This window comes from Sphingopyxis sp. HIX, assembly GCF_001468285.1.
GTDB lineage: Bacteria > Pseudomonadota > Alphaproteobacteria > Sphingomonadales > Sphingomonadaceae > Sphingopyxis.
In genome coordinates this window covers 1-12,389 of the sequence record NZ_LNSB01000037.1, presented here as the reverse complement: position 1 = coordinate 12,389, position 12,389 = coordinate 1, and the positions used below count along the sequence as shown (strand labels likewise).

Below are 12,389 nucleotides of genomic sequence, written 5' to 3'. Positions count from 1 at the left end.
GATCCTAGAGCCCGGCGATCCGGGCGAGATGCCAGTCGCTGTCGGCCCACAGCACCTCGATCGCCATCGCACGTTTGACATAATGGCCGACCGGCAGTTCGTCGGTCATGCCCATGCCGCCGTGGAGCTGGATCGCCTGCTGCCCGACGAAACGGCTGGCGCGGGCGATATTGACCATCGCGCTCGACACCGCGCGGGCGCGCGTCGCTGGCGCCTCGGACATCGCCTCGACCGCGAGCCACGCCGACGAGTGCGCGAGTTCGCATTCGAGATACATGTCGACCATGCGGTGCTGGAGCGCCTGGAACGCGGCGATCGGCTGACCGAACTGGCGGCGCTGGCCGGTGTAGGCGATCGTCTGTTCGAGCAGGCTGTCGAGCAGGCCCACCGCCTCGGCGGCGAGCAGCGCGAGCGCGCGGTCGCGGGCTTGCTCGAGCAGGGCGAGCGCGCCGCCTTCGCGGCCGATCAGCGCATCGGCGGGGAGCGCGTGGTTCTCGAAGACCAGGTCGGCGGCGGGGTGGCCGTCGATCGTCGGGTAGGGCGACAGGCGGAGGCCGTCGGTCCGGGCGGGGTCGATCCGGAAGAGCGACAGTCCGTCGCCGTCGGCGTGCGCGGCGACGATGATGGCCTCGGCCTCGGCGGCCCAGCCGACGACCGCCTTGGTTCCGTCGAGGCGCCAGCCGTCACCTTCGCGCCGTGCCTGCGCCGCGATGTCCGCAAAGTCGAAGCGCACACCCGGCTCGGCCCAGGCGACGGTCGCGATGGCCGTAGGTGGCAGGGCAGGGGCGTGGCAGCGATCGAGCAGCCACGCCGTGGTTGCGACCTCGGCGAAGGGCAGGCGCGCCCGCGCGCGGCCGATCTCTTCGGCAATGATGACGCCCGGCTGCACGTCGAGCAGCGTGGTGCCAAGACCCAGCCGATCGGCGAAGTCGGACCAGCGAGGCGCGCCGCCCTTGGCCAGATACGCGCGGACCGTATCGCGCAGCATCGCCTGCTCGGCGTCGGCCAGCGCGCCGCTCATCGCGCCATCCCCGCGAGCGCGCGCCAGATGATGTTCTTCTGCACCTCGGTCGATCCGCCGTAGATCGTCTGCGCGCGCTCGAAGAGATAGGACTGGACTGCGACCGGGCCGAAGGGCGCGGCCGCCGGCGCGGCATCGGCCCAGTCGGCGCCGGTCCGGTCGAGCATCGGCAGGCGGTTGCGCCCCGCGAGGTCGATGGCGAGCTCGGTGATCGCCTGCGCGCATTCGGTGCAGGCGATCTTGAGCGCCGCCGCGGTGGCCATCGAAATCTCGCCGCGCAGCGCGCGCAGGATCGACGCTTCGATCGCCGCGAGCCGGGCTTCGACGCGGGCATGGGCGAGGCGGAAGACCGGGTCTCGGTCCATCGTGCCGCCGCCGCGTGCGGGCAGCTTTGCGGCTTGTTCGAGCAATGCGGCAAGGTCGCGCTTCTTCGAGCCGATATGCGCGTAGGACAGCCGCTCGGTCTTGAGCAGGACATTGGCATAGTGCCAGGCCTGCCCTTCGTCGCCGATGCGGTTGGTGACGGGCACGCGGACATCGTCGAATTCGATGCGGGCGAGTTCGTCCGACCCGTCGATCAGGCGGATCGGGTGGACGCGGATGCCCGGCAGGCCCAGCGGCGCGCAGATCAGCGAAATGCCCTGCTGCTTGCGCTCCTCGCGGCTGGTGCGCGCGAGGCAGAAGATCCAGTCCGCCCAGCGCGCGCCCGAGGTCCAGATCTTGGTGCCGTTCAGGATATAGTCGTCGCCGTCGCGCACGGCGGAAAAGCGCAGCGAGGCGAGGTCGGAACCCGCTTCGGGCTCCGAATAGCCCTGCGCCCAGAAGGCGCGCGATTCGAGGATGGCGGGGAGCCATTCGGCCTTTTGCGCGTCGGACCCGAAGGCCGCGATGATCGGCCCGATATAGATGACCGCCATCGGGATGACCCCCGCGGCGTGCGCATATTCGAGTTCCTGGTCGAAGATATAGCGCTCGATCGGGGTCCAGCCGGTGCCGCCGACCTCGCGCGGCCAGCCGACGCCGAGCCAGCCGCGCGCGTTCAGCGCTCGCTGCGCGTCGATATGGTCCGCCTTGGTGAGTCGCTGCCCCGCCTTGTTCTTGGCGACGACGTGCGCGGGATAGTCGCGGGCGAAAAATGCCCGCACCTCGTCCTGGAAAGCGGCTTCGTCGGCGGTCAGTTTCAGCACATCTTGATCCCGTCGGCAGGGTGGGAGCCCGACCCTAGACCATGGTCAGGATGCGCGGAAGGTGACCGGCAGCGTCTTGAGCACCCGCGATTCCCCGACGGCGAAGTCGGGCTTGAAATCGGCGCGGATCCGGAGGTCGGGCAGGCGCTCGAAGATCGAGCGGATCATCATTTCGAGCAGCGCCTTGGCGAAATGCTGGCCGATGCAGATATGCGCGCCGCCGCCGAAACCCAGATGGTCGTGCTCGGTGCGCACCGCGCGGTCGAAGCGGACCTCGTTCGGATCGACGAAATGGCCGGGGTCGTGGTTCGCGGCGCCGTTCATCGCCATGATGTAATCGCCGGCCTTGAGCGGACAGCCCTCGAGCTCGGTGTCGCGCGTGACCGTGCGGCGCAGCCCCTGGATCGGCGAGGCGTAGCGCACGAATTCCTGCAGCGCGGTCGGGAAATCGATCTCGCCGCCGAGCAGCTTCGCGCGCTCGTCGGGGTGCTCGATCAGATACCAGAGCGACATGCCCGCGACCGCGCTCGTCGTGTCGAGCCCGCCGAACAGCACGAGCGTCGCGATGCCGACGATTTCGTCGTCGGTCAGCGCCTCGCCGTTGATCCGGGCGTCGATCAGCGTCTGCATCAGATCGTCCTCGGGCGGCGACTGGCGGCGGCGCGCGGCGAAGTCGTAGAGATATTGGCTGAGCTCGAGGCCGTACTGGCCGCAGGTTTCGGGGTCCTCGACGCGCATGCGGGTCAGGAAGTCGATCTTGTGTGCCAGCGTGTCCCAATCGGCGCGCGGCACGCCGAGGAAGGGCATGATCACCGTTGCGAGCGTCGGGCGGACGAGCTGTTCCTGCAACTCGGCCCCGCCCGTGGGGGCGATCGCGTCGAGCAATTCGGTGATGATCGCCTCGAAGCGCGGGCGATATTTCTGGATCGCGTCGGGCAGGAAGATCGGGTTGAGCAATTTGCGCATCCGCGTCTGCTGCGGCGGGTCGAGGTCGATCGGATAGAGCGGCAGCGGCTGCTTGGGCAGGGCGGTGCCGTCGGCCGAGCTGAAGGTGCGGAAATCGTCGTAGACGCGTCGCGTCGCGGCGTAGTTGGTCGTGTACCAGAAGCCGCCGAGCTGTTCCGAGCGGGCGACGGGGCAGCCGGTGTCGCGGACCTTGTCGTAGAAGTCGTAGGGACGCTGCATCAGCGTGCGGTCGTGCTGGCTGAACTCTTCCACCGCATAGTCTTTGACGTCCGCCATCGCTCGATCCTCTCGCTGGGCCGCCTTCGGGCCACTTCGCGATGCAATTTCGATCAAATGACAAGCCGTGTCAACCAATCGATTAATTGTTTTGTGCGCCGATCGTCGGGAAATAGGCGCTTTTCGGCGATTTGTGGCATCGAAAACCGACTTTACATTTTGAAGAATCTGGACAGTCGGTGGAAAAGATGAAAGGTTCCAATCGAACGACTAACTGGAGCGACTCCAATGCGACCAGCCACGGGTGAGGACGGCGATCATGTCACCTTCTGCCGCATCTGCACGGCGGTGTGCGGGCTGGTGGCGACGGTCGAGGACGGCAAGGTCGTGCGCGCGCGGCCCGATCCCGACAATCCGTCGTCGCAGGGCCATGCCTGCGTCAAGGGCATCGCCTATCACGGCGTGACGCACGACCCCGACCGGGTGACGCGGCCGATGAAGCGCGTTGCGCCCGGCCGCTTCGAGCCGGTGAGCTGGGACGAGGCGCTGGACGATATCGCGGCGCGGCTGTCGGCGATCATCGCCGAGCACGGCCCCGATGCGGTGGCGAGCTACCAGGGCAATCCGCCCGCCTATGCGACCGACGGCATGACGGGGTTCCGCATGTTCCTGAAGGCGCTGGGCACGACGAAGATTTACGGCGCGGGGTCGCAGGACACCAATGCGCGCTTCACCGCCAACTGGATCCTCTATGGCAGCCCGCTGACGATCGACGTGCCCGACGTCAACAATGCTGATTTCATGCTGATCTTCGGCGCCAATCCGCTGATCTCGCACGGCTCGCTGATCTTCACGCCGCGCGTGCGGCACCAGCTCGACGCGGTTGCGGCGCGCGGCGGGGTCGTCGTCGTCGATCCGCGGCGCAGCGAGACCGCGGCGCGCTACGAGCATGTCGCGATCGAGCCCAATTCGGACTGCTGGCTGATGCTCGCGATGCTCAAGACGCTCGCCGACGAAGGGCTGGCCGATGAGGCGTTCCTGGCGGAGCGGTGCGCGGGTTGGCCCGAATTGCGAGCGGCGCTCGCGGGCATCGATCATGACGATGCGGCGCGGCGCACCGGGATCGACGTCGCGACGATCAAGGGGCTTGCGCGCCGCCTGACCGCGAGTCCCAAGTCGGTGTGCTATGGCCGCGTCGGTATCTGCCGCGGGCCGCATGCGACGCTTGCGAATTTCCTGCTCTCGGCGCTCAACATGGTCGGCGGGACTTTCGGGCACGAGGGCGGCAGCACCTTCGCGACCCCGGTTTTGGCGGGTAGCGACCGCGCGACCACGGGCGGTTATGACGAGGTGCGCAGCCGCGTCGGCAATTTCCCCAGCGTGACGCAATTCCTGCCCTCGGCGGTGATGCCCGACGACATCCTCGAACCCGGGCCGGGCAAGGTCCGCGCGCTGCTGTCGCTCGGCGGCAATGTGCTGCTCGCGGCGCCAGGCGGCGATCGGCTGCGGCGCGGGCTCGAACAGCTCGAGCTGTCGGTGTCGTTCGACCTCTATATCAACGAGGCGGGCTCCTACGCCGATTATGTGCTGCCCGGGCTGACCTTCTACGAGCGCGCCGACCTGCCGATGGTGCCCTTCATGAGCATGGTGCAGCCGTTCCTGCAATATGCCGAGCCGGTGATCCCGCCCGTCGGCGAGGCGCGCAGCGAGTTCGACACCTTCTGCGAGATATTGGCGCGGATGGGGTTGCGTATGCCGGCCTCGTCGCCCGATGAGGTCGCGGCGCAGGCGGCGGGCAGGCAGATGCGCCCGCTCGAAGTGCTCGACGGCGCGATCCGGCAGGGGCCTGCGGGTCAGCACGGCGACTGGTCGATCGACAAATTGCGTCAGCATCCGCACGGGGTGATGCTCGACATCCCGATCCCCTGGGGCAATCAGGAAAAGATCGCGCACGCCGACGGCAAAATCCACCTGTGGGACGATATGGTCGCCGCCGAACTCGACCGGCTGTTCGCGGCGGCGCCCGTCGAGGGGCTGAAACTGCTCTCGCGGCGCGACATGCGCTCGCACAACGGCTGGCTCCACAATGTCGACCGGCTGATCCGCTCGCAGAAGCCGACGCTGCACATCCACCCCGACGATGCCGCCGAGCGCAGGCTGGCCGATGGCGACCGCGCGACGCTGTCGAACCGCTTCGGTGCGATAGAGGTCGAGGTCGAATTGAACGACGATCACCGGCGCGGGACGGTGTCCTATCCGCACTGCTTCGGGCACAGCACCGGCGGCTGGCAGCGCGCCAACCGGGCGGGCGGCGCGAACGTCAACATCCTGCTCGGCCATGGCCCCGATGTCGTCGAGGCGGTGTCGGGGACGACGCTGATGGACGGGATCGCGGTCGAGGTGACCGCGCTACAACCGGCGTGAGCAGGGCAGGGTCAGGGGGCGAGGCCGCGCAGGTAGATGTCGCAGACCATTTCGGCATATTTCTGCTTGATGCCGTCGTCGAGCTTCGCGACGCCCAAAGTCGAGGGCACCGAATAGCCCGCGTGGAAGATGTGGTCGGCGGCGCCGACGAGGCAATAATAGAGCAGTCCGGGGTCGACGTCCTTGAGCACGCCCTCGCGCACCCCCTGCGCGACGATGTCGCGATAGACGTCGATCATCGGCTCGATGAAGATCTGCGCAACGCGCTTGCTCGCCGCGGGGCTGCCCGATTCGACCATATAGTGGATCAGCCGGTTGATGTAGGGCGAGCGATAATAGGCGTTGATGATGCCGTTGATGTGGATCTTCAGCTTCTTCTGCGCGGGAATATCCATTTCGCTCAGCGCCTTGAGCGCGGTCATCGCGGTCTCGGCATCGCGTTCGAGCACCGCGAGCAGCAGCCCTTCCTTGTTGCCGAAATAATATTTGATCATCGCGCTGTTCACCGACGCGCGCTGCGAAATCTCGTTGAGCGACACGTCGATCGTCGTCGCCTCGGACAGAAGCTGCGCGGTCGCGTTCAAAAGCGCTTCGGCCGACGCCGATCGTTCCTCGCGCCGGGCTGCCTTGATCGTCGAGCCGCTTTCCTGGTCCATGTCGATGTCCGTTATCTTCGCCCCGCCTATCGTTGGGACTCGGGCAGGAAGACTGTCAAGCCCTCCAGTTCCGCGGTCATCGCGATCTGGCACGACAGGCGGCTGTTCGGGCGCGGGTCGTTGGCGCAGTCGAGCATCTCGCTTTCGTCGGCGCCGGCGGGTCCGACGCGCTCGACCCATTCGGGGGCGACATAGATGTGGCAGGTCGCGCAGGCGCAGACGCCGCCGCAATCGGCCTCGATCCCGTCGACCATATTGTCGCGCGCGCCGCGCATCACCGAATCGCCGACCGCGACCTCGATCGTCTCGACGCTGCCGTCGGCTGCATGGAAATTGACGCTCGGCATATGTTTTTCCCTGTCCCGGCCACCGTGGTTCAATCCACTTTCAATCGATCAATTAATATTCCATGGTGACGGTGTCAACGAAGGCGGTTATGCAGCGCAAAATTAATTAGTCGATTGATGGAGAGGTCATGGCGGGCGAGGAAGCGGACTATATCGTCGTGGGCGGCGGCAGCGCGGGCTGCGTCCTCGCGGCGCGGCTGAGCGAGGATCCGTCGGTCCGCGTCGCGCTGGTCGAGGCGGGCGGCGAATCGACCGGGCTGATGGTCCAGATGCCCGTCGGCTTCGCCAAGATGCTCGTCGACGACCGCTACGACTGGAAATATTGGCAGCTGCCCGATCCATCGATCAACGGGCGGCGCTTCATCTGGTCGGGCGGGCGTATGCTCGGCGGCGGCAGTTCGATCAACGGCCAGGTCTATATCCGCGGCACGCGCGCCGATTTCGACGCCTGGGAGCGGCTCGGCGCGACGGGGTGGAATTTCGACGGGGTCTTTCCTTATTTTTTGCGCAGCGAAAGCTGGGCGGGGGCGCCGAACCAGAATCACGGGTCGCAGGGGCCGCTGTCGGTGTCGCCGATGCGCGACCCGCATCCCTTGTGCGACCTGTTCCTGCGCGCGTGCGAGCAATATGGGCTCGCGCGGCTCGACGATTATAACGGCGGGCAGATGGAGGGCGCCTACCTCACGCAGGCGACGCAGCGCGACGGTTGGCGGTGCAGCACCGAAAAGGCCTATCTGCGCGATGCGCGGAAGCGGCCCAATTTGATGACGATCACCGACGCGCATGTCGAAACGATCCTGATCGAACAGGGCGAGGCGGTCGGCATCCGTTATCGCCAGGGCGGCGACGCCAAGATCCTGCGCGCGCGGCGCGAGGTGATCGTCGCGTCGGGATCGATGGGCTCGCCCGCGCTGCTGCTGCGCTCGGGGATCGGCGCCGGCGCCTATCTGCAATCGCGCGGCATCGCGGTGCACGCCGACCGGGCCGAGGTCGGTCATAATCTGCAAGAGCATCCGGGCATCACGCAGAACAAGTTCGTCAGCGTGCCGACGCTCAACAGTCAGGTCGGTCCGCTGGACATGATCCGGCATCTGACCAAATTCTTCTGGAACAAGCGCGGGCCGATGGGCGCGCCTGCGGTGCAGGCGATGGGGCTCGCGCGGACGCGCGACGGGCTCGACGAACCCGATGTGCAGCTCCACTTCATGCCGCTCGCTTACAATGTCGAGCCCGAGACGGTGTCGTCGGCCGAGGCGGTGATGCCCAAGGAGCCGTGCATCAGCATCAACGTCTCGCTCACCCGCCCCAAGTCGCGCGGGCGGATCGAGCTGGGCGATGCATTGGAGCCGGTGATCAACCACCAATTGCTCGGCGAGCGCGCCGACGTCGACACGCTGATCGGCGCGATGAAGCTGGTCGACCGGCTGTTCGCGATGCCGGCGCTGAACGCGATCACGCTCGGCGACCGCTCGCCCGACCCGGTGCCGACCGACGATGCGGGCTGGGAGGCGTATGTCCGCGCCAAGACGATGATCACATACCATCCGGTCGGCAGCTGCCGCATGGGGTCCGATGCGGCGTCGGTGGTCGATCCGCAGTGCCGCGTGCGCGGGGTCGGGCGGCTGCGCGTCGCCGACGCGTCGATCATGCCGCAGATCACCAGCGGCAACACCAATGCCGCGACAATCATGATCGGCGAGAAGGCGGCCGAGATGATCCGCACCACCGCATGAGCAGCGCCGCGGCCTATGACTTCGAGCATATAGCGGTCGAGCGGCCGGCCCCCGGCATCGTGCTGCTGACGCTGAACCGGCCCGAGCGGATGAACGCGACGAATGATAGGCTCCATTACGAATTGGTGCGGCTGCCCGCGCTGATCGATGCCGATCCCGAGGCGCGTGCGGCGGTGGTCACGGGGGCGGGGCGGGCCTTTTGCGTCGGCGGCGACTGGGCCGATATCGCGAGCGACGGCAATGACCATGCCAACAAGATCCGGATGATGCGCGAGACGTCGCAGATCCTGACCGCGCTGGTCGAGATGCGCAAACCGCTCGTCTCGGCGATCAACGGCCCGGCCGCGGGCATCGGGCTCGCGCTCGGGCTGCTCGCCGATATTTCGGTGGTGAACGAGGACGCGAACCTCTCCGACGGGCATCTGCGCATCGGGCTCGCCGCGGGCGATCATGCCGCGATGGTGTGGCCCTTGCTCTGCTCGATGGCGAAGGCGAAGCGCTACCTGCTCACCGGCGACAAGCTCGGCGGGCGCGAAGCCGAGCGCATCGGGCTCGTCTCCGATGCCGTGCCCCCTGCCGAGGTGCTGCCGCTTGCGCTGCGCTATGCCGCGACGCTGGCCGAGCGCTCGCCGCTCGCGGTCGAACTCAGCAAGCGCGCGCTCAACCATTGGTTCCGCACCGCCATGCCGATTTTCGAGGCGTCGCTCGGTTACGAGATGGTGACCGCCTTCGACCCCGATCAGACCGCCCATATGCCGTCCAAGAGCTGAGGATATGCCGATGACCACCGAACCGACGCTGATCGTCGCGACCCCCGCGCCGGGGGTGCTGCACCTGATCTTCAACCGGCCCGACGTACACAATGCCTATGACGTGCCGACCTTTGCGGCCTTTGCCGAGCAGCTCGACCGCGCCGCGACCGACCCCGACATCCGCGCGATCGTGATCAGCGCGCGCGGGGGCAGGGCGTTCAGCGCGGGGTTCGACATCCACGAAATGGCGGGCTTCGACGCCGACACGATGCGCCGCGCGTTCGAGACGCGCGATCCGGTGTTCGGGCGCGTCGCCGCGCATCCCTTGCCGATCATCGCCGCGATCGACGGCATTTGCTTTGGCGCCGGCGCCTTGCTCGCGCTCGCCTGCGACATGCGCATCGCGACCCCGGGCTTTCGCTTCAAGGTCACCGCGGTGGGCTATGGGTGCGCCAATGCGACCTGGTCGCTGCCGCGCGCCGTCGGTGCGCCGCGCGCCAAGGCGATCCTGATGACCGGGCAGGTCGTCGAAGCGGAGGAGGCCGAGCGCATCGGGCTGGTCAACGCCATCGTCGAAGCGTCGGAGCTCGACGCGCGCGCCGTCGCGCTCGCCTCGGCCATCGCGGCGCATCCGCCGCAGGGGATCAAGGGCATCAAGACGCTCGTCGACGGCAGTCTGACGCGCTCGCCGGTCGAGGGCTGGCAGGCCGAATATGACTGGATGATCGCGAGCATGGTGGGCGCCCCCGGCGGCGACGAGACCTTCGGCAAATTCCTGTCGGACCACGACCACCACAAACGCTGACTATCAGAATCAGGAGACAGACATGATCGGCCAAGCCCAGGCGCAGGTGGCGCATCCCGACAAATTGTTCATCGGCGGGCGCTGGATTCCCGTCGAGGGCAGCGGGCGCTTCACGGTCACCAACCCCGCGACCGAAGAGGCGTTCGGCGAGGTCGTCGCGGCGGGCGCACCCGAGGTCGGGCGTGCGGTCGCCGCGGCGCGCAAGGCGTTCGACGAGGGGCCGTGGCCGCGCATGCCGGCTGCCGAACGCGCGACCTATATGCGTGCCTTGTCGCAGGCGCTGCAACGCCGCGGCGCGGCGCTCGACAGCGCGTGGATTTCGCAGGTCGGGGTGCCGATCTGGATGGCGCAGGGATCGGGTGCGGGCACCGCGGGGCTGCTCGACTATTATGCCGGGCTCGCCGAATCCTATCCGTTCGAGGATGTCCGGCCGTCGAACGGCATGATGTCGAAGGTCGCGGTGGTGGTGCGCGAACCCGTCGGCGTCGTCGCGGCGATCGCGCCGTGGAACGGGCCGCTCGCTTCGCTGCTGATCAAGCTGGCGCCCGCGCTCGCGACGGGCTGCACGGTGATCCTGAAGCCCGCGCCCGAGACCCCGCTCGAGGCGTTCATGCTCGCCGAGGCCGCCGAGGAAGCGGGATTCCCCGAAGGCGTGATCAACCTGCTGCCCGCCGACCGCGAGGCGTCGGACCTGCTCGTCCGCCACCCCGGCGTCGACAAGGTCGCCTTCACCGGCTCGACCGAGGTCGGGCTGCACATCGCGCAGGTGTGCGCCGGACGCATGGCGCGCTTCACCATGGAACTCGGCGGCAAGTCGGCGGCGATCGTGCTCGACGACTTCGAACCCGAGGCGATGGGCCCCGCGCTCGCGCCGATGATCACTTTGCTTTGCGGCCAGGTGTGCATCAATTTCAGCCGCGTCCTCGTCCCGCGCGCGCGCAAGGACGCCTATGTCGAAAGCCTCGCCGCGGCGATGGCGGCGACCAGCATCGGCGACCCGCTCGATCAGGCGACGATGATGGGTCCGCTCGCGATGGCGCGGCACCATGCGAAGGTGTCGAGCTATTTCGACAAGGGCCTCGCAGAGGGCGCGCGCATCGCGACCGGCGGCCGCCGCCCGCCGGCGCTGAACAGCGGCTATTATGTCGAGCCGACGGTGTTCGCCGATGCGACCAACGACATGAGCATCGCGCAGGAGGAAATCTTCGGCCCGGTGACCGCGGTCATTCCCTATGACAGCGTCGAGGAAGCGATCGCGATCGCCAACGACAGTCCGTTCGGCCTGTCGGGCGGCGTCTACACCCACGACACCGACCGCGCCTATGGCGTCGCACGGCGCATCCGGACCGGCCATTTCACCCAGAACGGCCGCGATTTCGACCTGACCAATCCCTTCGGCGGCTTCAAGAAATCGGGCGTCGGCCGCGAGGGCGGACCCGAGGGGATCGAGCCTTTCACCGAAGTGAAGACCGTCTTCCTGCCGCAGGCGCCCGGCGCGCTCGCATGAGCGCCGCCTACACCGCCGGCCTGTTCGACGTCGCGGGCAAGCGCGCGCTGGTCACCGGCGCGACCTCGGGCATCGGCCGGATGATCGCGCGCGGGCTGGCGCAGGCCGGGGTCGAGGTCTGGGCCGTCGCGCGCGGCGCGGATGACGTCGCGGCGATCGTCGCCGAACTCGGCGGCAGTGCGCAGGGCGTCGCGGCCGACGTCGCGACCGAGGAGGGGATCGCGCGCATCGCCGCGGCGCTGGGCGTGCGCCCGCTGCATATCCTGGTCAACAATGCGGGGACCGACCGCCCGACGCCGCTCGATGCCGAGGGGCGCGAGGATTTCGACGCGGTGCTCGGGCTCAACCTCACCGCGCCCTTCCTGCTGACGCGCGCGTTGCTGCCGCAGCTCGAGCGTACCGCGAGTGCGGGCGATCCGGCGCGGGTGATCAACATCGCGTCGATCGCCGCGCTCAATCCCGGGCATCTCGAAAATTTCGCCTATGCGTCGAGCAAGTCGGGGGTCGCGATGATGTCGCGCCACCTCGGGCGCCATCTCGCCAAGCGCAACATCAGCTGCAACGCGATCGCGCCGGGGCTTTTTCCCTCGCGGCTCACCGAGCAGTTCCTCGGCATGGGGGAGAAGGACAAAGTGCCCAAGGCCTTCGTCTCGCCGCTCGGCGCGCGCGCGGGCGAGATGGACGATATCGCGGGTGCGGTGATTTACCTGTCGTCGCGCGCGGGGGCGTGGGTGACGGGGGTGCTGCTGCCGGTGAGCGGGGGGATATCGACCGT

General features: G+C 67.8%; 11 protein-coding genes. 6 read left to right on the top strand and 5 right to left on the bottom strand.

Annotation, left to right across the window (positions count from 1 at the left end):
• Positions 1–4: 4 nt before the first annotated feature.
• Genes ATE62_RS16660 through ATE62_RS16650 form a run of 3 tightly spaced genes read right to left on the bottom strand, consistent with a single transcriptional unit; the run spans position 5 to position 3,450 of the window.
• Positions 5–1,021 carry an acyl-CoA dehydrogenase family protein gene (locus ATE62_RS16660; protein ID WP_058808563.1) on the bottom strand — a complete coding sequence of 339 codons (1,017 nt, stop codon included), beginning with the start codon at positions 1,019–1,021 and terminating at the stop codon, positions 5–7.
• A complete protein-coding gene (locus ATE62_RS16655; RefSeq protein WP_058808562.1) occupies positions 1,018–2,208 on the bottom strand; it encodes an acyl-CoA dehydrogenase family protein in 1,191 nt (396 codons plus the stop codon). The genes ATE62_RS16660 and ATE62_RS16655 overlap by 4 nt, the downstream gene beginning before the upstream one ends.
• Positions 2,209–2,253: 45 nt before the next feature.
• Entirely contained in the window at positions 2,254–3,450 is a 1,197-nt protein-coding gene (locus ATE62_RS16650; protein ID WP_058808561.1) for a cytochrome P450, read from the bottom strand.
• A gap of 228 nt (positions 3,451–3,678) precedes the next feature.
• Between ATE62_RS16650 and ATE62_RS16645 the strand changes: the two genes are divergently transcribed.
• Positions 3,679–5,814 carry a molybdopterin-containing oxidoreductase family protein gene (locus tag ATE62_RS16645; protein WP_058808560.1) on the top strand — a complete coding sequence of 712 codons (2,136 nt, stop codon included), beginning with the start codon at positions 3,679–3,681 and terminating at the stop codon, positions 5,812–5,814.
• Positions 5,815–5,825: 11 nt separating this feature from the next.
• Here the strand turns inward: ATE62_RS16645 and ATE62_RS16640 are convergent, their stop codons facing one another.
• Positions 5,826–6,470, bottom strand: coding sequence for a TetR family transcriptional regulator (locus ATE62_RS16640; protein WP_058808559.1), 645 nt, complete (start codon positions 6,468–6,470; stop codon positions 5,826–5,828).
• 26 nt (positions 6,471–6,496) lie between these two features.
• Complete coding sequence (locus tag ATE62_RS16635; protein ID WP_058808558.1) at positions 6,497–6,817, bottom strand: 2Fe-2S iron-sulfur cluster-binding protein; 321 nt, start codon at positions 6,815–6,817, stop codon at positions 6,497–6,499.
• 128 nt (positions 6,818–6,945) lie between these two features.
• Between ATE62_RS16635 and ATE62_RS16630 the strand changes: the two genes are divergently transcribed.
• The 5 genes from ATE62_RS16630 to ATE62_RS16610 form a co-directional block, all read left to right on the top strand.
• Complete coding sequence (locus ATE62_RS16630; RefSeq protein WP_058808557.1) at positions 6,946–8,550, top strand: GMC family oxidoreductase; 1,605 nt, start codon at positions 6,946–6,948, stop codon at positions 8,548–8,550.
• Positions 8,547–9,320, top strand: coding sequence for an enoyl-CoA hydratase-related protein (locus ATE62_RS16625; protein WP_058808556.1), 774 nt, complete (start codon positions 8,547–8,549; stop codon positions 9,318–9,320). The genes ATE62_RS16630 and ATE62_RS16625 overlap by 4 nt, the downstream gene beginning before the upstream one ends.
• Positions 9,321–9,330: 10 nt before the next feature.
• Complete coding sequence (locus ATE62_RS16620) at positions 9,331–10,107, top strand: enoyl-CoA hydratase/isomerase family protein (RefSeq protein WP_058818561.1); 777 nt, start codon at positions 9,331–9,333, stop codon at positions 10,105–10,107.
• A 22-nt stretch (positions 10,108–10,129) separates the two neighbouring features.
• On the top strand, positions 10,130–11,614 hold the full coding sequence (locus ATE62_RS16615; protein WP_058808554.1) for an aldehyde dehydrogenase: 1,485 nt from the start codon (positions 10,130–10,132) through the stop codon (positions 11,612–11,614).
• Positions 11,611–12,389, top strand: a 779-nt coding sequence (locus ATE62_RS16610; RefSeq protein ID WP_058818560.1) for an SDR family NAD(P)-dependent oxidoreductase, incomplete at its 3' end; no start/stop codon positions are given. The genes ATE62_RS16615 and ATE62_RS16610, both read left to right, overlap by 4 nt.